The 21082-nt window shown below is 46.2% G+C and carries 18 protein-coding genes; 7 read left to right on the forward strand and 11 right to left on the reverse strand.

Annotation, left to right across the window (positions count from 1 at the left end; all coding sequences use genetic code 11):
- Positions 1–117 precede the first annotated feature (117 nt).
- Entirely contained in the window at positions 118–957 is an 840-nt protein-coding gene (locus CCZ37_RS12795) for a 23S rRNA (adenine(2030)-N(6))-methyltransferase RlmJ (protein ID WP_013855685.1), read from the forward strand.
- A gap of 110 nt (positions 958–1067) precedes the next feature.
- The gene (gene gorA, locus CCZ37_RS12800; RefSeq protein WP_010319667.1) at positions 1068–2420 is read left to right on the forward strand and encodes a glutathione-disulfide reductase; all 1353 of its coding nucleotides are present in this window, start codon (positions 1068–1070) and stop codon (positions 2418–2420) included.
- Between the two features lie 194 nt (positions 2421–2614).
- On the opposite strand, the gene CCZ37_RS12805 is transcribed toward gorA, so the two are convergent.
- Positions 2615–3295 carry a potassium channel family protein gene (locus CCZ37_RS12805; RefSeq protein WP_094500719.1) on the reverse strand — a complete coding sequence of 227 codons (681 nt, stop codon included), beginning with the start codon at positions 3293–3295 and terminating at the stop codon, positions 2615–2617.
- A 146-nt stretch (positions 3296–3441) separates the two neighbouring features.
- Between CCZ37_RS12805 and CCZ37_RS12810 the strand changes: the two genes are divergently transcribed.
- Genes CCZ37_RS12810 through CCZ37_RS12820 form a run of 3 tightly spaced genes read left to right on the forward strand, consistent with a single transcriptional unit; the run spans position 3442 to position 6044 of the window.
- Positions 3442–3936 (forward strand): permease, encoded by a 495-nt coding sequence (locus CCZ37_RS12810; protein WP_094500720.1) that lies wholly within the window; start codon positions 3442–3444, stop codon positions 3934–3936.
- A gap of 19 nt (positions 3937–3955) precedes the next feature.
- The gene (locus CCZ37_RS12815; RefSeq protein ID WP_094500721.1) at positions 3956–5062 is read left to right on the forward strand and encodes an HlyD family secretion protein; all 1107 of its coding nucleotides are present in this window, start codon (positions 3956–3958) and stop codon (positions 5060–5062) included.
- A complete protein-coding gene (locus tag CCZ37_RS12820) occupies positions 5052–6044 on the forward strand; it encodes a DUF2955 domain-containing protein (protein WP_010319664.1) in 993 nt (330 codons plus the stop codon). Before CCZ37_RS12815 ends, CCZ37_RS12820 begins: the two co-directional genes overlap by 11 nt.
- A gap of 93 nt (positions 6045–6137) precedes the next feature.
- Here the strand turns inward: CCZ37_RS12820 and vexD are convergent, their stop codons facing one another.
- The 6 genes from vexD to CCZ37_RS12850 all read right to left on the reverse strand — a co-directional run bounded on the left by vexD (position 6138) and on the right by CCZ37_RS12850 (position 15013).
- A complete protein-coding gene (gene vexD, locus CCZ37_RS12825) occupies positions 6138–9188 on the reverse strand; it encodes an efflux RND transporter permease subunit VexD (protein WP_094500722.1) in 3051 nt (1016 codons plus the stop codon).
- On the reverse strand, positions 9188–10282 hold the full coding sequence (gene vexC, locus CCZ37_RS12830; RefSeq protein WP_094500723.1) for a multidrug efflux RND transporter periplasmic adaptor subunit VexC: 1095 nt from the start codon (positions 10280–10282) through the stop codon (positions 9188–9190). Before vexC ends, vexD begins: the two co-directional genes overlap by 1 nt.
- A 219-nt stretch (positions 10283–10501) precedes the next feature.
- The gene (locus tag CCZ37_RS12835; RefSeq protein ID WP_010319661.1) at positions 10502–11080 is read right to left on the reverse strand and encodes a PqiC family protein; all 579 of its coding nucleotides are present in this window, start codon (positions 11078–11080) and stop codon (positions 10502–10504) included.
- A complete protein-coding gene (pqiB, locus tag CCZ37_RS12840) occupies positions 11077–12705 on the reverse strand; it encodes an intermembrane transport protein PqiB (RefSeq protein ID WP_167372415.1) in 1629 nt (542 codons plus the stop codon). Before pqiB ends, CCZ37_RS12835 begins: the two co-directional genes overlap by 4 nt.
- A gap of 11 nt (positions 12706–12716) precedes the next feature.
- Positions 12717–14015 (reverse strand): PqiA/YebS family transporter subunit, encoded by a 1299-nt coding sequence (locus CCZ37_RS12845; protein ID WP_422641338.1) that lies wholly within the window; start codon positions 14013–14015, stop codon positions 12717–12719.
- 173 nt (positions 14016–14188) lie between these two features.
- Entirely contained in the window at positions 14189–15013 is an 825-nt protein-coding gene (locus CCZ37_RS12850; protein WP_094500726.1) for a hypothetical protein, read from the reverse strand.
- Positions 15014–15223: 210 nt separating this feature from the next.
- Here CCZ37_RS12850 and CCZ37_RS12855 point away from each other — a divergent pair, with 210 nt between their 5' ends.
- Positions 15224–15820 (forward strand): TetR/AcrR family transcriptional regulator, encoded by a 597-nt coding sequence (locus tag CCZ37_RS12855; RefSeq protein WP_094500727.1) that lies wholly within the window; start codon positions 15224–15226, stop codon positions 15818–15820.
- 290 nt (positions 15821–16110) lie between these two features.
- Here CCZ37_RS12855 and CCZ37_RS12860 read toward each other — a convergent pair whose 3' ends face one another.
- Entirely contained in the window at positions 16111–17007 is an 897-nt protein-coding gene (locus CCZ37_RS12860; RefSeq protein ID WP_094500728.1) for a response regulator, read from the reverse strand.
- A gap of 97 nt (positions 17008–17104) precedes the next feature.
- Here CCZ37_RS12860 and CCZ37_RS12865 point away from each other — a divergent pair, with 97 nt between their 5' ends.
- A complete protein-coding gene (locus CCZ37_RS12865) occupies positions 17105–17854 on the forward strand; it encodes a chromosome partitioning protein ParA (protein WP_094500729.1) in 750 nt (249 codons plus the stop codon).
- Positions 17855–17888: 34 nt separating this feature from the next.
- Here CCZ37_RS12865 and CCZ37_RS12870 read toward each other — a convergent pair whose 3' ends face one another.
- The 3 genes from CCZ37_RS12870 to CCZ37_RS12880 form a co-directional block, all read right to left on the reverse strand.
- Positions 17889–18812: an SPOR domain-containing protein gene (locus CCZ37_RS12870; protein WP_094500730.1), complete on the reverse strand. Its 924-nt coding sequence runs from the start codon at positions 18810–18812 to the stop codon at positions 17889–17891.
- A gap of 160 nt (positions 18813–18972) precedes the next feature.
- A complete protein-coding gene (locus tag CCZ37_RS12875; protein ID WP_017043952.1) occupies positions 18973–19911 on the reverse strand; it encodes an ABC transporter permease in 939 nt (312 codons plus the stop codon).
- A gap of 2 nt (positions 19912–19913) precedes the next feature.
- Positions 19914–20891 carry an ABC transporter permease gene (locus CCZ37_RS12880; protein ID WP_010319653.1) on the reverse strand — a complete coding sequence of 326 codons (978 nt, stop codon included), beginning with the start codon at positions 20889–20891 and terminating at the stop codon, positions 19914–19916.
- Positions 20892–21082 lie beyond the last annotated feature (191 nt).

Genomic DNA, 21082 nt, shown 5'->3' on the forward strand with positions numbered 1-21082 from the left:
TGTTTATCTGAAATAGTAAATATAGGTAGGTTCAGCAATTTTCAATAGTGGCGTATAATCAGCCAATACGTTTGATTGATGAAACACACTCCATTTGGGGTGTTTTGAGAGCCTATTTTGCTAAGTTATCGCCACAGTTTTCACGCGGGCAACCACGCGGATGTATTAAAGCATATCGTACAAAGCCTTATCCTCAATGCATTACAGCAAAAAGAGAAGCCTTTTGTTTATCATGACACCCACTCTGGTGTGGGCCGTTATGACTTGACCCATGAATGGTCAGAAAAAACCGGTGAATATAAACAAGGGATTGCTCGTATTTGGCAACAAAATGTAACGCCACCCGCCATTCAAAGCTACCTTGAGGCAGTAAAAGCGCTCAATGAAAGCGAAGAGTTACGTTACTACCCCGGCTCACCACGTGTGGCGCGTGCTCATCTACGCGCACAGGATCGTATGGTGCTCACCGAATTGCATCCGAGCGATTACCCTTTGCTCGAGCAAGAGTTCCACCGAGATCGTCAGGTATCGATTTACAAAGAAGATGGTTTCCAACGCTTAATCGGTAGCCTGCCACCGAAAGAGCGTCGCGGCTTAGTGTTGATCGATCCCCCTTACGAATTGGCCAAAGAGTACAGCGATGTCGTAAGAGCCATTGCCCAAAGTTATAAGCGCTGGGCGACGGGTATCTACGCCATTTGGTATCCCGTAGTGAATCGCGACACCATTGATGACTTGCTTGAAGGGCTGGCAAGCCTCGGCATTCGCAAAATCTTACAAATTGAATTGGGCGTGTCGCCAGACACCCATGAACGTGGCATGACCGCTTCAGGCATGATAGTGATTAACCCACCGTGGACACTGGAAGGGCAAATGCAGGAAATTTTACCGTTTCTTCAGCAAGCGATTGCCCCGGTAACCGGTCATTTTAAAGTCGAATGGGTTGTACCAGAATAAACTGACCCAATCTATCAAAGAAGTAGAGAACCTTTTTCGCCTTGCTATGGTTGCCAACACCGTACAAAACCAAGGTCAAATAGGATGAAAAAAGAATAATGGAGAAAGTAATGACAACGCATTTTGATTATATCTGTATCGGTGGTGGCTCTGGTGGTATCGCTTCAGCGAACCGCGCGGCAAGGTATGGTGCGAAAGTCGCACTGATTGAAGCCAAAGACCTTGGCGGCACTTGTGTCAACGTCGGTTGTGTTCCGAAAAAAGTGATGTGGCATGGCGCGCAAATTGCTGAAGCAATGCACCTTTATGCCAAAGATTATGGCTTCGATGTCGATGTCAAAGGATTGGATTGGTCAAAACTGATTGAGAGCCGCCAAGCGTATATTGGCCGTATTCATCAATCGTACGACCGCGTATTGGGCAATAATAAAGTGGAAGTGATCCGCGGTTTTGCACGCTTTGTTGATGCAAAAACCGTAGAAGTAAACGGTGAACACTACACGGCAGATCATATCCTGATTGCCGTTGGCGGACGCCCAACCATTCCAGCGATCCCAGGGGCGCAATACGGCATTGATTCCAATGGTTTCTTTGACTTGACCGAACAGCCTAAACGCGTCGCGGTTGTGGGCGCAGGTTATATTGCGGTTGAAATTGCAGGCGTACTCAACGCACTCGGCACTGAAACGCACCTTTACGTGCGCAAAGAATCACCACTGCGCAGCTTTGATCCTATGATCATCGAAACACTCACTGAAGTCATGGCGGCGGAAGGCCCAACATTACATACTCATTCAGTGCCAAAAGAAGTGATCAAAGAAGCCGATGGCAGCCTGACTCTGCACCTTGAAAATGGCCAAAGCCAAAACGTTGATACGCTCATTTGGGCAATCGGCCGCCACCCAGCAACCGATGCGATAAACCTAGCAGCAACGGGTGTGGCAACTAATGCACAAGGCTATATTAAGGTTGATGAGTACCAGCAAACCAACGTCGCGGGCATCTACTGTGTCGGCGATATCATGGAAGGCGGTATTGAACTCACACCCGTTGCAGTCAAAGCAGGCCGTCAACTTTCAGAGCGCCTGTTTAATGGCAAAACCGATGCGAAGATGGATTACAAACTGGTCCCGACCGTGGTGTTTAGCCATCCGCCAATCGGCACAATTGGCCTCACCACGCAAGAAGCCCAAGCGCAATATGGCGAAGAGAATGTCAAAGTGTATACCTCGAGCTTCACGGCCATGTACACCGCCGTCACCTCTCACCGTCAACCATGCAAAATGAAACTAGTATGCGCTGGCCCTGAAGAAACCGTTGTTGGCCTACACGGCATCGGTTTCGCGGTTGATGAAATGATTCAAGGCTTTGGCGTAGCCATGAAAATGGGCGCAACCAAAGCCGATTTTGATTCAGTGGTGGCAATACACCCAACTGGGTCTGAAGAGTTCGTTACCATGTAGATCGTGGTCTGGAAAGTCTACCCTGTAGATTTGTAAACTCTGGAAAACCTACTAGCCTCTATGTATAGCAAATACATCGGAGGCTGGTATGGTTACTGTCGTGAAATCGAAAAATTTTGATGCTATCTGTCATTGCTTAACTCAAATCACTTGAGTGGGTAAGTTTCGCAAGGCAACGCCTTGCGAGGATACCTTTATCTGGACGCATTTCTATCTAAATTCGAACTGACTAAGCTTGATACCACCACAGCCATATAAAAAACGCCAACAACCGATTCTAAATAGACGAGCGTTTTCGCAATCGGAGTAACGGGACTAATATCCCCATAACCGAGAGTGGTTAAGGTCACGAAGCTAAAATAAGCACTGTTAGAAAAATTATCTGCCCACGGAATCGCTTCCAAACCGTGAAATGCTTGCGGGTCTAGCTCTAACAAAAACAGGTAGGCTACCGCCCACATCAATCCAAGCAATAAAAATAAGGCGACAGAGCCGATTAGCTTATTGGTATCGATTTTCCCAGAAAATAATATTTGCCGGACTAAGGATTGGAAGGATCCATAAAAAAAAACAAAAGTGAGAGCCAGCATCAATAGGTTCATCTCTTGGATATTAAAGAGATGTTGCGCCACGATGGCTCCTATCCATACCAACGCCAACCCTCTTAAAAAATGCGTCCACTTGCGGTCAAAGTGTAAGCTAACGAAACAAACAATAAAGATCACCACTATGATTCCCTGCATGACATAGTCCATCGCATTATTTTGCAGCAGTTGAGCTAGCGAGGCGGAGATCAACAATATGATCAAAGCTAACGTTAAGTAGATAAAGTTATTCTTCTCGCTGATGTTGGATAGCGGTTTACCGATCTTCATGGTTGATTCCCCTTCGCCTTTATTATTATTTATCAGTATGCTGGGGCAAAATAATATCGAAAAGTGACCATATTTAATATGCATTTATTCGAGTATTATCGTTATACTCAGCGGCAGTTTATTGAACAACATTCAAGGTGCTAAACGTGGATATCAAAGTGAAAGATTCATTGGTGGGTGGGGTGATTAACGGAGCTATCAATGGTTACATCGCGAGCTACCATTTCAAAGGAATGGATAGTGTGCCCATGTCGCTTAACGTGATCACGAATTCTGAGGTGACAGTATGGGGACAAGCGGTTTCTCTAACCTTTGGTTTAGGGATCATTTTATCATTAATCACCTCCAAACTGTTTCTTAATCAACTCAACAAATCCCACCCACAGCATACACATCAACTCCAGAGCGGTTTTTGGTCTCACCTTGTACCAATTGCAGTAGCCCAGGCGGTGGCACTATTTGGTTGGTTTGTTGCTCTTGCGGTGCTCTGGACCAAATACGCGGGTGAAGTGTCGGTTTCTTCTTCGAGTGCAGTCCTATTGGTTGGTCTTTTTGCTTTCATCATTACGATTGCTGTCGAAGTACGAACCAAGAAAAGTATCATCTATAAAAAAGTCAATTTACTGGAACAAGCACAGTAAACGGGAATAGGAACAGAAAATGTCAGAAAATAATACCAAAATGAGTGCTGAGCCAAGCGAACAAAAAGTGAGCCAAGCTCGTTCATTCACTTACTATATTTTTGCCTTAGTTGCCGCTCTTTGGCTCTACACCTTGTGGGCAGACAGAATGACGCCAATGACAGATCAAGCCAGAGTAAATGGTCAATTGATCCGCATTAGTCCCGAAATATCTGGCCCTATTTCACAAGTACATATTACCAACAATAGCATTGTGAAGGCAGGAGATGAGCTAGTCACTATCGACCCACGTCCATTTGAATTGGCGGTTAAAGCGGCGAAGTTTGATTTGCAACAAGCCGCGCAATCTTATCAAGCTGATTCGGCTGCGATCAGTGTCGCTCAGGCCAATGAAGTTGCGGCACGTGTAAAGGTCACCAATGCCAAGAAGAATGTCGAGCGTAATCGGGTTTTGGCAGAAAAAGGCGTTATTAGTCAATCGACCATGGACAACGTCAGAGCTGAGCTAGAAACCGCTCAAGCGGGACTGGCTCAAGCCTCGTCTTCATTAGATAAAGCCAAACAAGAGTTTGGCCCAAGAGGAATTGATAACCCTGAAATCCAATCGGTGTTAAACCGACAAGAACAGGCACTACTCAACCTTAATCACACCAAACTTATCGCACCAGCGGATGGTGTAATCACCAATATGAATGTTGCTGTGGGTGATTATGCTGCTGCAGGGCAACCACTTCTGGCGTTTATCAATAACAATGACCTATGGCTGACTGCAATGGTGAGAGAAAACTCATTAGCTCATCTAAAGTCTGGCGATAAAGTCAAAATTGTTTTTGATGCTCACCCTGGTGACGTTTTTGAAGGACAAATTTCTTCAATCGGTTGGGGAAGTAGCGGTAATGGCAGCCTTGCGCAAGACGCCAGTAATGGTCTGATGAACTCACCCACTAACAGCGCTAAAGCACAGCGTTTCCCTGTGAATATCGAGCTCACTGAGTTACCCGCAGATCTGCAACTCAGATACGGTGGTCGCGCCGTGGTCGGTTTTTATCCTGATGAAAGCTACCTAGGTGAAAGATTGCAAGATGTGTGGATCTGGGCATGGAGTTATATCAGCTATGTATCATAGTGCCGCAAACCCAATTATAAGAGTTGCGGTATTCCCAGTGCTTTTGCTGTTTTGGCAATACATATTCGGAACGGATCTGCCTTTACTTGCACCCGCTATGTGCGCGGTTTTTCTCACCACAACTCATGAGCCTCCACCAGTGATTATGGTGTTTATTATGGGCGGAATTTTGTTCGTTACCGCTTGGTTTCAGGCGTTAATGAGTGAGCTGTTGATCGATTACGTGCATGTTTACTACCTGTTCTTATTTGGGATTTTTTACTGGTGCATGGAGCGCACCAAGAAAAATCCACAAGATGTGTTTGCCATATTGCTGATTGTATCTACCGCGATGATTACCGTTTTTACCCAGCAGAAAGGGATTAGTGTTGAGCAAATCCCTATGGCTCTGCTAAAAAATATTTTTATTGCAGGCTTTACTGCTTACTTGGCCTACCTACTATTTCCACGAGGTGAGCCACTGGCGACGAGCGTGATACCTATCGCTTCGACAACAAAATACTTGCTCGATTGGCAAACGTTGCTAAAAGCAATCATTGTCATGATCATGATGGTGTGTACGATCAAATTGGATTTGGAACAAAGTACGATTATTACCATCATTGTCGCGTTAATCATTAAGGACCCAGACCCTAGCATTGGTAAAGATTACGGTTTAAGAAGGCTACTGACGACATACGCTAGTGTACTTTATGCAATTCCACCTCTAGTGATGAGTTTATTGCAGGCTAACATTGTGGGAACTTTGGGTGTTGCAGTGGTGAGCGCATTATTTATGGGGATTCATGCGGTTGCGAAGAAAGCAAGCTATAACTCGATTCAACTGATGTATTCAAGTTATGTCGTTTTGGTATTCTACGGAATTACGTCAACGAGTATCAGCGCAATTTCCGATGATCTGGTGCGTTTTACATCCGTTTTTGCTGCTGTCTTACTCGGCATCATGAGTTTGATTGTCCTGCATCCTAAAACTCGAAGTTAACTTTAAAAACCCAGCCTAGTTCACTAAGCTGGGTCTGTTTCTAGGTCTAATTCGCCGCCTTGCGTATTAATACCCTGAGTACCCGCCACTTGATTATGATTTGGCGACTTTTACTCTAAAGAGTGCTGCATAGAAAAGTGGGATCACCACCAAAGTCAGAATGGTGGCAAACAGCAAACCAAACATAATGGTGACCGCCATACTCTTAAAGAATGGGTCTACCAGCAATGGTGCCACACCTAAAATGGTGGTAAATGCCCCAAGCAATACTGGGCGAGCGCGGCAGACCGCGGCATCAATAATCGCGAAATAAGCTTCTTTACCTGCGCGAATTTCTGCATCCGCTTGGTCAACCAACACAATCGCGTTCTTCACCATCATACCAATCAAGCTTAAAAAGCCGAGGATTGCCATAAACTCGAATGGAGTTTGAAAGGCGATAAGGCCAATGGTGACACCCACGACAGCAAAGGGGGCGGTCATCCAGATCACGAGTGGCTGACGCAGCGCGTTAAACATAAACACCACCGCGAGAATCATCGCCGCAAAGCCGTAAGGAGCGGAGAGCGCCAAGCCTTCGTTGGCATCTTTCGAGGCTTTGTATTCACCGTACCAAATCAGCTCATAACCCGCAGGCAGCTCAATCTGCTCGATTTTTTCGTACACATTATTGAACGCATCGGTCGTCATCACGCCTGGCGCTGGGTCAGCTTGTACCAAGATGGTCGACATGCGGTTGATGCGGCGCAGCAAGGCATCTTGATAGACAGTATCTACCGAATCCACCAACTGACTTACCGGAACGTAACGCGCCGCTTGCGCGCTGAACACCTCACTGTTTTCAATCGCACGTTCGTGGTGACGCTCATTTTCTGGCGCGCGAACCATCAACGGGATCAAATCATTGCCTTCGCGATACACCCCAACATTACGCCCATTGAGCGTTTGCGCGATCGCAGCGCTGATTTCTTGCGTGGTTAAGCCAAGACGCTGTGCTTCTTGCGCGGAATACATAGGTTGCAATACCGGCACTTGTTGACGCCAGTCATCTTGCACCGCAATCAAGTTCGGGTCGTTATGCATAATCGCTTTGGCTTGTTCAGCCAATTGGCGCAGCACATGGCTGTCTGGCCCTTTGAAACCGGCTTCAATTTTCTTGCCGCCGCCGCGACCGAGCATAAACTTCCACACCTTGATTGAGGCATCTGGGTATTTGGCATCCAGCTCATTTTGCAGCTCGCCTACTAATGGGGCAATTTTGGTGTAGTCATCAATATCAATCAGCAGTTGGCCGTAACTTGGGTTACGCGATTCAGGCACATAAGTCAGCATAAAACGCAGGCCACCACCACCGATGAAACTGGTGATATTGGTAATACCGTCTTTTTGCGCCACGTCTTTCTCAATGTTGGCGACAACCTGTTCGGTACGGCGAATATCCGATCCCTGTGGCAAGTACACATCCACCACAAATTGTGGGCGTTGCGACTCTGGCATAAAGCCTGGCGGAATAAACTGAGCACCCCATACCGCAGCCACTAAGGTGCCGAGCAGCATGACACAACTGACTACGCGGTGGCTTAACACCCATTGCAGCACGGCTTTATAACCCGTTACCAATTTAGACGGTTTAGCCTCTTTGGTGGGAGCTTTAACGCGCAGAAAGTCATGGCACAGCATGGGGGTGACGGTCACCGCAAACACCCAACTCAAAAACATCGAGTAGAGGATCACCCAAAACAGTGAACCCGCATATTCGCCCATATCCGAAGGGGAGAGGCCAATTGCGCTGAAGGCAAAAATACCCACTACGGTACCGCCCAGCAGTGGCCATTTAGTGGCATTGACCACTTCGGACACGACCTGCTGTTTATCCGCGTTCGGCTCTTGCTGAAAACGCACTAGCACACCATCGGTAACCACAATCGCGTTATCCACCAACATACCGAGGGCGATGATGAGTGCGCCAAGCGAAATCCGCTGCATTGCAATGTCATCAATCAGCATCACACACAAGGTGCCGGCAACGGTGAGCAGCAGAACAAAACCGATGATGACGCCTGAGCGTACGCCCATAAACAGCAAGAGCACAACAAACACGATGGCGACAGCGGCAATCAGGTTATCGATAAAATTGGCGACCGAAGCACGCACCGAGTCAGACTGCATCGAGATCACATGCAACTCCATTCCCAGTGGGCGCTGGCTTTCAAGCTCCGCCAAGCGTGCTTTGACGGCATCGCCCATCTCCACCACGTTACCACCGGTGATGTTCGAGATACCAAAACCAATCGCACGTTGGCCGTTATAGCGCATCAGCATGGACGCAGGCTCGGTGTAGCCACGGCTGATGTTGGCAACATCACCTAAGCGTACCACCGCATTGTTGCTACCAACCGCTACTTGCAAATTAGTGAGGTCAGCCAAGGAGCTGATGTTGGATTTAGGGATCACTGGGATGCGCATCTGCTGGGCATCGACACTGCCTGCGACGGTGACTAGGCTCTGCTTTTGTAGCACTTGCAGCACGCGTTCAACCGAAAGGCCAAATTCCGCCATGCGTTCGCTGGACATCTCGATAAAGATCGCTTCTTGCTGCTCGGCCAGCGTCGCGGCTTTGGCCACACCCGGCACCAGAACCAGTTCACGGCGTAGCGTATCGACGTAGTCTTGCAGCTGTTTGTCACTAAAGCCTTCCCCTGTCACCGCATAAAACAGCGCGTACACGTCAGAGAAGTCATCGTTGACAATCGAAGCCCCCGCACCGGGAGGCAGTTGGCGCTGCGCATCCGCAACTTTGCGGCGTAATTTGTCCCATACCTGCTGCAGCTGCGCGGAGGATTTGGCAAATTCGAGTTTGATTTCCACCGTCACTTCAGAGCGGCCTTGCATCGAAACCGATTTGACTTCTTTTAGCTCTTGCAAGGCTTGCACCGCGCCTTCGATGACATCGGTCACTTCATCGGAAACTTCTTGCGCCGTTGCGCCCGGATAAGGCGTCACAATCACCGCTTGGCGAATCACAAACTCTGGGTCTTCAAAGCGACCCAATTTGAGGTAGCTGATGTAGCCGCCAATCAGAGTCAGGGCTATCAGCACCCAAACGCTGGTGCGTTTGGCAAGGGTATAACGTGCAATATCCATTATTGGGCTCCGTTGTTATCCGTGTAGGGACGAACGGTCATGCCTTCGCGCACACTCGAAACACCGGCGATAATAACCTGCTCACCCGGTTTGAGATGCTGGGTGATCACCACGCGATTTTTGTAGGTGGTGCCGATGTCGACGTAACGTTTTTCCGCTTGGTCTTGCGCATTGACCACCCAAACAAATTGTTTGCCTTGGTTATCTGGCACTAGGGCGGTGAGTGGTAGGGTGATGAGCGTGTTTTCAGCGGCGGTATCCTCGGCAACTGGCAGCACTTTGGCCGACATGCCGGGCATTACTCGGAAACCTTTCAAATCTTCAAAACCAAGCACTACAGAGTAAGTTTGTGAATCCGAACTTGGCTGAGTGGAGTAGGTACGCAGCTGTAAATCAAATTGCTGATTGGGAATCGCGCTTAACTCGGCGATCGCACGGGTATTACGCACCCCAGAGAGCATCACACGATGCGGGATCTCAATCGCCACCTCCAAATCATTCAGGTCTTGCAAAATCATGATCACTTGATTGGCTTGCACTTGAGAAAAATTCTCGACCGTTTTTTCACTGATGACGCCATCAAACGGGGCGGTAATTTGGGTGTATTCGAGTTTGCGTTTGGCCTCTTCAACCCGGTTCTTCGCGAGATCGTGGCGATTGGTGACGTTATCCAGCTCTGCTTTAGAAATGGCTTGGGTTTTGTCAAAAATGGCTTTGGCGCGGCGGTACTCTTGTTCGGTGTTTTTCAGCTCAAGTTGCGCGACTTCCAGCGTCGTTTTGGCATCTCGTGAGTCGAGGCTCGCCAGTAATTGGCCTTTTTTCACCGTGTCGCCTTCTTTTACCGCGATATCGGTTAAACGGCCACTGATGCGAAAGGCCAGATCAGCACGCTGAGCGGCGCGCACCACGCCATTAAACGTGAGATCGGAAGCGCGTTGACTTGCGACAATCTCGGTTAATGCGGGTTTGACCACGGGAGCGGGAGCGCTGACTTGTGGCGCTTCACCACAGCCAGACAGCAATAAGGCCGAGGCGATCACCGCGCTAAGCAATGAGCGCTTTGCAGCCATTGAACGAGTAAAAGAAGGATTCATGGTGTGTTGCTCCTCAATTCCACAATTGGGAAAGGGGATTGTGTGTAAATCCCCATGCCTTTAGACGTTTTTTCCTGCCGATCACTTCAAATCGGTAGGAGCCGTGACCATCAAGTGGTTAACATTTTGCGCATCATACCTTGAGTAATGACAAAAAGTAAACTTGCGGGTGTACATTTGTGTTGGGCTTTTTATTCTATCGATAACCTGATTGTCTGCTCAGCGAGTTACCAATTGGGTTTCGATCTGAGTTGAAAGTTGATCTACACCCGCAGAGAGCGCTTCAACCAGAGCTGAGTAGCCAGTATCTTTGAGCGGAATATGAAAACTAAACTCTTGGTTTAACATGCTTTCTCCTTTCGGGGTGAGTAATTCCCAACTACCGGCAACTTCGGCATTACCCGTGTAGGCACCATTAAATCGCTGCAACCTCACCTGCAGTTTCCAGTGCTCCTGCTGGCTAGATGAGGCATTCAAAGGTGCAGGCCAGTAGCGAGATTGCTTATGGCGCAGATCATTGGTGATACGCTGTGTCAGTTGTGGGCTAAGCCGCTGCGCCCACTGGTTTTGTCTTGCTTGAATCACTTGTGTCTCTGACTGACGATAAACAATCCCTTGAGTATCCAAATAAGCGGCTAATTCCACGGGCTGAACCACCAGTAAAAGCAATCCCTTTGGTTGGGTCAGCTCGCTGAGCTCTGGGTTGTTCGGCAGTAAATAGAAACTGACTTTAGGCTGTGGAGTTCCTCCGCAGCCGACCAACAGTGTGGTTAACATCATTAATAACCATGTTTTCATTCTTGCTTTCCTTTCGCGGGAATCGGATCTGCCGCGTTACTTTCACCAAAAATCAACGCATTGGGTTTTTCATTAATGGTGCGCAGCACAGGTTTAAATTCAGCCATCACTTGGTTTAGCTCTCTTAACGTGGTTTCAAGCTCACGATACACCGTCGATTCAGGGCCAAAACCGCCTAGGGTGGTTTCCAGTTGTTTTAGGCTTGCTTGAATATCTGCTGGCAGATTTTGCGTCTCTTGTTTTTTCAGAATGCGCTCCGCTGACGCCAACAGCTCCTCTGACGTTTTTAAAGTGCTGTTGAGCGATGCCAAAGTATCATCCATAGGCAGTCCGTTGAGCTTTCTCAGCAATTCGGTGACCTGTTTCTGCACCTCGGCAAATCCCCCCTGTTTAGTTGGAAACATCGGGTATCCATCAAATTGAGTGAGGGGATCTACTGGCTCATCAGGGAAGTAGTCGGTATCTATGTATAGAGCGCCAGTCACCAAGTTCCCCGTTTTTAATGAGGCTCTTAATCCTCGTGCAAATTCATCCTGCATACGCTTTTTCAAATTAGGGATATCCGCAACGCTAAAGTTGTCATAAAGACGCCCTAGCTCAATCCGAACTAAAACAGGGATACGTTCAATATTAATGTAAACATTGGATCTGACAGTTTTGAGTGGAATTTTAGTGACAGTACCGATTCTTAATCCACGATATTCAACCGGAGCTAAAGGCTTGAGTCCGCGTACCGAATCATCAAACATCATCACAAACTCGATGTAGTCATCGAACATACCTTCGCGGATCTGTTTTACATCGTCAAACAGGCGAAACTCGGTCATTTGCTGAGTAATTGGCTGGCCAAAATCCTCTTCTTGTAGCTGGCTAAAGGTGACGCCGCCTTTGAGTAAGCTTTCTATCGAGCCTAGGCTAAACTCGAGCCCTTCGGCATTAAGTTGAAGGTTGAACCCAGAATTGAGCCAGAAAAAGGAACGCGTATTCACCAATTTATCGTATGGGGCAAAGATAAAGAGCTGGTACTGAGCCTTTTTACTTGCTACATCAAACTGGGTGCTTTCCACGCGACCCACGGTGAATCCTTCATACATAACGGGGTCGCCGACACTCAGTTTACCGGCTTCTTTGTTGGTCAGTATTAGGCGTAACCCTTTGGTATCCAGTGGCGCAATAGGTGGCAAATCAAGCACAGAAAATTCATCTTGAAACGTCTTGGATTGACCGGGCTGCAACTGGATATAAGCGCCAGAAAGTAGGGTATCGAGTCCGGAAATCCCATCTTTACCAATGCGGGGTTTCACTACCCACAAAAGTGAATCTTCGCGCAGCATGCGATCGGCATCTTTCACCATCTGCGCGGTGGCGATGATGTGTCGATAATCGTCGCTGAGCTTGATATCGCTAATCACCCCGACATTCACATTGAGCGCTTTAATTTGGGTTTTCCCCACTTCAAGCCCATCAGCCGTCGGCAGAACGAGGGTGATTTTCGGCCCGGTGCTATTCACGTACTGAAACAGCATCCATAGTCCCATCGCAAGAGCTAAAATGGGAATAATCCAAATCGCAGAGAGCTGCTTTTGCGCACTCACTTCAGCGGTAACTTGAGGTTCATCACTCATAGAAAGTTTTCTCATTTTATTTTTGTTGGTGAGGATACTGGTGGCTCTTGCCACAAGATTCGCGAATCAAAAACCATGGCTGAAAGCATGGTTAATATAACCACTGCCGCAAAAGAGAGTGCGGCAGGGCCGGGATAAATCGCCATCAAGTTATGCAGTTGTACTAAAGCGACCAATATAGCGACGACGAAAATGTCAATCATTGACCAGCGACCAATGAATTCGGTCACACGATAAAGTTTGAGCCGCTTTAGATTCTGCGGCTCTGGAAATACGTCGAGTTTCCCGGCTTGCCAGTAGAGCCAACCGAGCGCAAACATTTTGGCCACAGGGATAAAAATACTGGCTAAGAAAATGACCATCGCCACAGGATAAGATCCGAGGTGCCAGAGTAGAATAACCCCCTGCATAATGGTTGAACCTTCTGATTTACCTAAGCTCACGGTATACATCATCGGATAAAGGTTGGCTGGGATATAAAAGATCACTGCAGCCAATAAGAGTGCCCATGCCTGTTGTAAATTGAGCTGTGGATGGTAAGCATGCAATCGACTTCCGCAGCGCAAGCATTTCGGATGCTTAGCGGATGAGATAGGATTGATTTGCTGGCAGTAGTGGCAATTGACGTGATTGTGCGTGCAGTGTGTGTGTCCAGAAGCGATTCCCTGAGGGATACGCGCAGGAATAAAATGTTGCCACAACCAGAAACGATCAACCGATGAAACGGTTTTTACCATTAAGGCAGAAAAGCAGCAGAATGCCCAAAAAGAGTTACCCATGGAAACTTCTGCGAGAGAAGCGATTTTGATGAGGCTAACCAACACTCCAATCAAAAACACATCCATCATCAACCACGGCTGTACTTTAAATAGCAGATTGCATAGGTGTTTGGTGAGCCAGATTTCTGATGTTAGGAGCGATGTTTTTTTGGTCTGTAGTGCTTTGAAATAAAGAAAGAGAATGATCACCAGATACAGGGCGGGCAGTAAGATGACTGTCGTAAACAGTAAAATAGCAAGTAACACATTTTGAAACTCCCCGAGCATTTTAGCCGCATTCAGCAGGGTAATTTGCTGGCTCAAACCTTGGACACTAAACGACATAAAAGGAAAAGAGAGGCTTAGAATTAACAAGATCAGACTGCCTATCGCAAGGGCAATAGTGGTTTGGTACGGATGTTTTTGTATTTGCGTGAGCGTGTGTTCGCAGCGCGGGCAGTGGGCCATGTGCCCCTGATCTAACTGAGGTACGCTCGCCACGAGCCCACACTCGTCACAACAGATTAAATTATGATTGCCTTTTCTATCCATAGCCATCGGTTTTATTCATAGGGAGTATTCTGCGAAAGTATTCTACACCGTTCATAACAAAGTGATAGCCTCACTGGAAAGCATTTTCACTAAGGATGAAGAAACATCAGTCCGCCAAATTTGTCACTCACTAGCCGCCAACCTGCCACTCCAAGTCGTTTAGGTATAACGAATTAAAAACGTCTATCGAGAGAGAAAAACAGACTTTGGCGATCGCCCAGGCCAAATTCACCGAGCAGATACCAGCTGTCGTTAATTTGGTACTGCAATCCAATCAGCGGGTTCCACGGCGTTTGCAAATGTTGTTTCACTTCAAAACCCGCCTCTTTGGGGAGTAAAGCGGTGAGTGTGCTTGGAAGGCCAAGATCTGATAATGAGCCTTGTAAAGTTTGTTCGACATTTTGATACATAGCGCCCACCCAAATACGCAATGGTTGGCCATGACGGTGGAAGTCGTATCCAATTCGCGGAGAAACAACTAAGGCTTCAATACTGCCATCAATCACCGTGAGACGACTTTGGGTTAGGCTGGCATCGACCAAGGCAAACCAGTTCTGATAGCCGCCAACCAGTACACTGCCTACTCCTGTGGTGTAGCCATCAAGGTCGAGACGAAAGTTATTAATGGTGTGTTGGGCACCCAAAAACTTCACATTCACATCCGTCGTTGAGTAACCGTCCAACTTGCCTACTAAGCCATACAGGTTGAGAAAAGGAAATAGCCAAACATCGGCACGCAAAGTAAGGACTTCTGTGTATTGCCGACCCTGCTCAGCTTGCAGTTGGAGTGGCAAATGACCTAGACCTTGTATGGCAATCGAATCAACATTGATCCCTTGCTCCATCGTCATGTAACTGAGATTAAAACCTATCGGTTTAGGCAATGTATAGCCGAGAGCTTCTGCCTTATCTTTCCAAATCGGTAGCGAAAAATCACTTGCCAAAGTAGATAGAGACAAACAGAAAAAGGTGAGTGTCAGTAGTCTTCGTAATATCATTCGGATGACTCAGTTATATTTACCCGTCAAGAAACTCAATGAATAAAGAGATTAAAATCAGCTTTAGTCTAAGCGGACCAGAGTGGTTTCGGATCCCTGAAGACCGCATCACGCCTATCATACTCTGATGCATGCCAACATGTAAACTTTCAAGTTTACTTTATTGTGATTCCATTTATACTCAACTGCAGTGCAATCGAGGAAATAGATATGAAGTTAAGCGAGCAAAAACATTTAGCTTTGATAGAGGCAGCCCAAAAGGAATTCATTGAACACGGGTTTCATTTGGCTAATATGGATAGAGTATGTGAGCAGGCAAGTGTATCCAAACGAACTTTGTATAAGCATTTTACCAATAAAGAAATGTTACTTTCCGTAGCAGTAAAAAGTCTAGTTGAAGTATCTCCTCCGGTTCTTAATTTTACTTATTGCCCTGAAAAAACTATTTCAGAGCAACTTAGTTATTATTTAAACCAAAGAGTAGCGCTAATTTATCAGCAGATAAGCCTAGCAACCGTGCGGATGATAGTGGCAGAGTTTATTCAAAAACCCCATTTGACCACACAATATTTATCGCTTGTTGAGGGTCCTGATACGGCATTAAAAAATTGGCTTGAGGTGGCAATGGATGAAGGGCAAATCGTCACGGCTGATAGTGGCAACCTAGTTAAAGTGATCATGAACTTGTTTAATGGTTATTTTCTTTGGCCACAATTGATAGCTAATATTGAACAACCAGATGATGAGACTCAAGAACAATTGATCAACGAAATCATTAAAATCTTTACTTGTAGCTATTCTACCTAGTGTGACTTTTTACTTACTTTACATCATATTGCTCACCATTCATTGCCGGATTATTAAAACATGCTGATTGATTGGCTGACAACACCAGCCAATCAGCCACGTGGAAATGAAGCGTTGCGTTATAGCTGACTCGTACCAATTGCTCGTAAGTCAGACTAATTTGATATGGGTTTGTTTTAAATTCATGGTAAAAAGACTTGGAAAGATTAAGAATTTTTTGAATTTTTTTATTGGTGCAGCCCCAAGTTGGCAGGATAACATCAAGGCTTTGAGTTCACTCAAGGCCTTTTTTAGAACCCGACTAAAGTAATTTTCCCTTGGGCTAACGCCCCCATTTGGCAGGAAAAATCAACCCGTTTATCCGCTTCTTTGGCAAATAGGGTTTCGAGCTTTTCAAACGATTGAGGGATAAAACTGATGTTTTTTAACTTCAAGCTTTTGCGGGTTTGATTATCCAGAAACGCTAACGCAGCAGCACTTAACACTTTTTGGCAAGTATCGAGAATATCTTTACTGACCATTTTACTGTGTACCGCTTGTTGTAGTTGCTCTTTAGTAATGCTGGGGTTGCCTTTAGCAAAGACACAAACGGCGTAGATATCAAGCAGTGCCACCGCGCGCGGCTTTTGCGTTTCGCCATCTTCATAGACTGCCATCAAACAAGGAATTTTGCTCTCATCAAACGATTGGCGACGAATATTATTCAGCACGATTTCAGCACCCACCGTTCTTTTTAGCAGCTTTTCTAGCTGCGAAAGTTTTGGTAAAGCCAACTCATCTTGCAGATCGATCATCTCATCTAATGCAATGCAGCTCTCTTCCGCTCCTTGCACTAAGGGAAGTAGTTTTTGATGTAGCTCACCGTCGACAAACGGTTTAGACAACACAAACGACGCTCCAGCTTTAAGCGCCTGTTTGATTTGTTGCTCATCGGCTACAGTGGTAAGCATCGCCACCTTTATCCCGAGCTTACGTTTGGTGATCGCTTGTGTTAGCTCCAACCCCGTCATGCCGGGCATGTGCCAATCTGTTAAGACAATATCTGGCTGCCAACTACCAATCAACTTGAGCGCAGCCTTGCCATTGTCTGCCTTTTGAATGGACAAACGTCGGTAACCAAACGCTTCTAAGGCTCGTCTGACTATTTCAAGTGTCGCTTTACTGTCATCAACAATGAGAATCTTCACAGCGCATTTTTCGATTGCCTAACTTGTTCAAAGTATAGGCACATTTTTTTACAACAACTAAACTTACCTTAAAATACGGCCACCAATATGGGTTTATGTGATGCCAATACAAGAGTTTCTCACTGAAAAGGTTTTATCGATATTGGCTATCGATCTTGGGCTTATCATCTTGTTGGTTTGGTTTTTTATTCTACTGCTGATCCTGCGTGAATTTAGAAAGTTTGCGCATGGTTTTGCCCATAATCCAGGAGATACCGATGATAATACGATCCATTTGTGTCAACAATCTGTAGAAAATGCTCTGAACTATGCCGCTGAACATAGCTCGACACTGAATGATTTGATCATCATTCAAAAGGCCCTCGAACAACAGGTTTCTCTTATTAAGAATTCCTCAGCTCAAGGGATCAGTGCTGAGGATCAGGCTTCAATTGATGATCTCAATGAAAAATTGAGTAAATCACATAAGTTGATCCGCAAGCTGAAAGGCGATCTCGATAAAAGCGTGAAAGGGTTACGAATGACGCGTAAAAAACTCTTTGCTCAAACTGATACCGTTGACAGTTTGAAAGAAGAAAAAGCCACCATCGAAAAAGAGTTTGAACAGTTAGAAGCGGAATACATTAAGATCAGTAAAGCGGGTGATTTCTACGAAATAGCAAAAAATTATCAAGCCGAGAAAAAAGAGCTTCTAGAGACGATTGAAAAATACAAAGAACAAGCCGAACAAGCTGGCACTTCTGCCGATGTAGAAGCGATGAAAAAACAGTTGTATCACATCAGTAAAGAGAAAGATTTTATCGAACAACGCTATCTACAGTTACTTGAAGAGGGAAAGAAAGAGTAGCGCTGCCGCCATTTCTGACGGCAAACTGAGACACTTATTTAACGCAAATCACATTGAGTAATGAGGAACCTTTCAGTTGGCTGACTTTACCGTTGGTAAAAAGCCCTTTTTGCGACCATCCCCAATAAGGTAAGTGCATTGGCCATTGGTTACTGTCCATCTGTTTTGAATCCAAAAGGCGTTGCCACTCTTCTTCCGTGACCAAGCGCATCGCCATTTGTTGGCAGGTTTTTTCTGCCACCTTATAGTTTAGGCGGCTCCATGGTAGGCCATGTTCCATATAGAACTGTTCATCACTCGAACGTAAATGAGGCACCACAAACTGCAAACCGTTTGCGGTGGTGCTCAAACGAATTTCAACCGCTGGCGGAACATTAAGAGCTGGCGCTTTGGTTGATGGTTTCGTTGATAATGGCGAACTCGCCATTTCCACTCGTGGTTTCGGTAAAGACTTTTTGGTGATCTGATTTGCGGCAGACGTTGCTTGAGCGGAAGTTGTCTTTTTTATCGGCGAGCTAGACTGAGCGTGCCCTTTGACAACCTGACGAATGAAAGCTTCTTTGTAGCCGGGAATTTGCTGGATAAGAGGCAGCTCTCTCTTCACTTGACTGTAGTCAGTGTAAGGCCCGATTAAACAACGATACGTTTTCGCTTCTGGTTTTAGCCACACATCCTTAGAAATATGAGTATAAAATGCTTTGGCTTGCAACAAAGATAATGGCTTATTCAACACACCACATTGAATCCAAAAAGTGGATTTTCCTTTCGGCTTTTGTTTACCCCATAAGCCTTGCCCAATTGGGCATGCTTTATCAAGAATGGGCAGTTGATCAACAGAGGCTTGAGTCGCATCACAAAGAAAATCTTCCGCCCAAACGGGTTGAAATAAAACCAGCGACACCAACACCGTTAGGCTTGATGTCACACACAGGGTCGTTTTCCGCATCAGGGTCATCATATTGAGTCCATATACTTGATTAATAGTAGTGACAACATTGCCGATTCTATGTTCCCTAGTTCAATGGGTTTGGGTATAACAAAAGTACTAGCAAAAAAGAGCCGCATTTGACTGCGGCTTTTAGTTTAGGGATTTTCTTTAGCAAAAATCAATTGCCACATCACCCTTTGTAAATTTTTGGATTAAAAACATCGCGTAGCCAGTCACCCAACAGATTGATCACCAACACTAATGTGACGAGTACAAAACCAGGGAAAGCCGTAATCCACCAAGCGCCAGAGAAGATGTAGTTAAAGCCCATGCTAATCAAAGCACCCAATGATGGCTGATCGACTGGCAAACCTAAGCCTAGGAAAGAGAGCGCCGCTTCAGACATGATCGCATTGGCAATTTGCACCGTTGAGATAACCAAAATAGGCGATAAACAGTTAGGTAAAATATGGCGAAACATGATACGTGGCGATTTAAAACCCATCACACGAGCCGCTTCCACATACTCTTTTTTCTTCTCGGCGAGCACGGACGCACGAATTGTCCGCGCGTATTGTGGCCACTCAGCCACGCCAATAATCACCACCAGCATCACAACCGCATACTGACTATAAAATTCACTCCCAAAACTGGCTTTGAAAATTGCCGAAACAATGATCGCCACCATCATGGTGGAAAACGATAGCTGTACATCGGCAAAGCGCATCAAAAAGCTATCAATACGCCCACCAAAGTAGCCAGCGGAAAGGCCAATCACGATACCAAGTAGCAACTGTAAACCGACCGCCAAAAAGCCAATCGTCAGTGATAGACGCGAGCCATACAGTATGGTCGACAGAATATCGCGCCCTTGCTCATCCGTGCCAAGCACAAAGCGCTCATCGGCTCCGTCCATCCAAGAGGGAGGTAATTCTGCATCCATCAGATCAATCGATGATAGGTCGTACGGGTTACTGGGTGCAATCAGTGGCGCCGCGATAGACAAAGTTAAGAATACCAAAAAGATGACGAAGCTGGTCATCGCCACTTTATCACGCAAGAAATAGTACAAAAAATCAGACTGTTTAAAACGCTCCCAACGAGATGGAGCAGCAGCAAATTGGCTCATGATTAAGCTCCTTTTCCAGTAAGGTTCACAGTCGGGTTAATCAGACCGTATAACAGATCGACAATGGTGTTGGTCACAACAAAAATCAGGCCAACGAATATGACGTAAGCGGTGATAAGCGGAGTATCAACTCGGTTGATCGCTTCAAGGAAAAGAAAGCCCGTCCCCGGCCACTGAAAAACAGTCTCGGTTAAGATGGTGTAGGCCACCATAGTCCCAATTTGTACACCGCCGACGGTTAGCACCGGTAACATGGTATTTTTAAGGGCATGTTGGTAGTAAATTTTGTTCAATGCCAAGCCTTTAGCTTTAGCAAATTTGATGTATTCCGAGCTCAGCACTTCCAACATTTCAGAACGCACTAAACGAATAAACAGCGGCAGCATGATCGATGCCAGTGAAACACAAGGCAGCACCAAGTGTGCTAATCCATCAGCCGTGAAAAAGCCAGATTCCCAACCCAACCAATTGGCGGTTTCCCCTCGTCCATACGATGGCAGCCAACCTAACGTGATCGAGAAAACGTACATCAACATAATCGCCGTTAAGAACACTGGGATAGAAATACCAATACTGCTGCCTGCCATCACCACTTTGGTAAAGAAGCTTTTGGGATGAATAGCGGTGTAAACCCCTAATGGAATGGAACAGACAATGATGATTACGGTCGCACCGAGCACTAGCTCTAGGGTTGCGACTAATTTATCGAGAATAACGTCCACCGCAGGACGTTTGAAAAAGTAAGACGTGCCTAAATCACCCTGCACCGCGGCCGTAATAAAACGCGTATATTTGGCAATGAAAGGATCATTCAGTCCAAGTTCATCGCGCAGCGCTTGGCGCTCGCTTTCTGAAACAGACTGCCCAACAAGCTCACGCAATGGGTCGCCTAAGTTATCCTGAATGGCAAACGCCACCAGACTGATCACAAACATCACTATCAGTGCCTGAAACAGGCGCTTGACCAGAAACGAAAACATTTCTTGCCCCTTAAACTATCCATGATGGTTCTTTTTAAAATTGAATTAACTTTAATAGGAACGAAAAAATTCAGCCTAAAAAATGACACTCGACCCGACTGAAATAAAGCAAAGTGCGGAGATCTTAATAAGGCATCCAAGCGGATGCCTTGAGTGACTTAAGCGCCGCCCACATTACATGAGCGGCCAAC

It is taken from the genome of Vibrio qinghaiensis, assembly GCF_002257545.1.
Classification (GTDB): Bacteria; Pseudomonadota; Gammaproteobacteria; order Enterobacterales; family Vibrionaceae; genus Vibrio; species Vibrio ordalii.

What these genes read in the sequence shown, in the direction of transcription:
- CCZ37_RS12850 (WP_094500726.1), bottom strand. Translation starts at nt 15,013, where the DNA reads ATGATATTACGAAGACTACTGACACTCACCTTTTTCTGTTTGTCTCTA.
- CCZ37_RS12820 (WP_010319664.1), top strand. Translation starts at nt 5,052, where the DNA reads ATGTATCATAGTGCCGCAAACCCAATTATAAGAGTTGCGGTATTCCCA.
- vexD (WP_094500722.1), bottom strand. Translation starts at nt 9,188, where the DNA reads ATGGATATTGCACGTTATACCCTTGCCAAACGCACCAGCGTTTGGGTG.
- CCZ37_RS12805 (WP_094500719.1), bottom strand. Translation starts at nt 3,295, where the DNA reads ATGAAGATCGGTAAACCGCTATCCAACATCAGCGAGAAGAATAACTTT.
- CCZ37_RS12835 (WP_010319661.1), bottom strand. Translation starts at nt 11,080, where the DNA reads ATGAAAACATGGTTATTAATGATGTTAACCACACTGTTGGTCGGCTGC.
- CCZ37_RS12815 (WP_094500721.1), top strand. Translation starts at nt 3,956, where the DNA reads ATGTCAGAAAATAATACCAAAATGAGTGCTGAGCCAAGCGAACAAAAA.
- CCZ37_RS12855 (WP_094500727.1), top strand. Translation starts at nt 15,224, where the DNA reads ATGAAGTTAAGCGAGCAAAAACATTTAGCTTTGATAGAGGCAGCCCAA.
- gorA (WP_010319667.1), top strand. Translation starts at nt 1,068, where the DNA reads ATGACAACGCATTTTGATTATATCTGTATCGGTGGTGGCTCTGGTGGT.
- CCZ37_RS12880 (WP_010319653.1), bottom strand. Translation starts at nt 20,891, where the DNA reads ATGTTTTCGTTTCTGGTCAAGCGCCTGTTTCAGGCACTGATAGTGATG.
- CCZ37_RS12875 (WP_017043952.1), bottom strand. Translation starts at nt 19,911, where the DNA reads ATGAGCCAATTTGCTGCTGCTCCATCTCGTTGGGAGCGTTTTAAACAG.
- pqiB (WP_167372415.1), bottom strand. Translation starts at nt 12,705, where the DNA reads ATGAGTGATGAACCTCAAGTTACCGCTGAAGTGAGTGCGCAAAAGCAG.
- CCZ37_RS12870 (WP_094500730.1), bottom strand. Translation starts at nt 18,812, where the DNA reads ATGATGACCCTGATGCGGAAAACGACCCTGTGTGTGACATCAAGCCTA.
- CCZ37_RS12845 (WP_422641338.1), bottom strand. Translation starts at nt 14,015, where the DNA reads ATGGATAGAAAAGGCAATCATAATTTAATCTGTTGTGACGAGTGTGGG.
- vexC (WP_094500723.1), bottom strand. Translation starts at nt 10,282, where the DNA reads ATGAATCCTTCTTTTACTCGTTCAATGGCTGCAAAGCGCTCATTGCTT.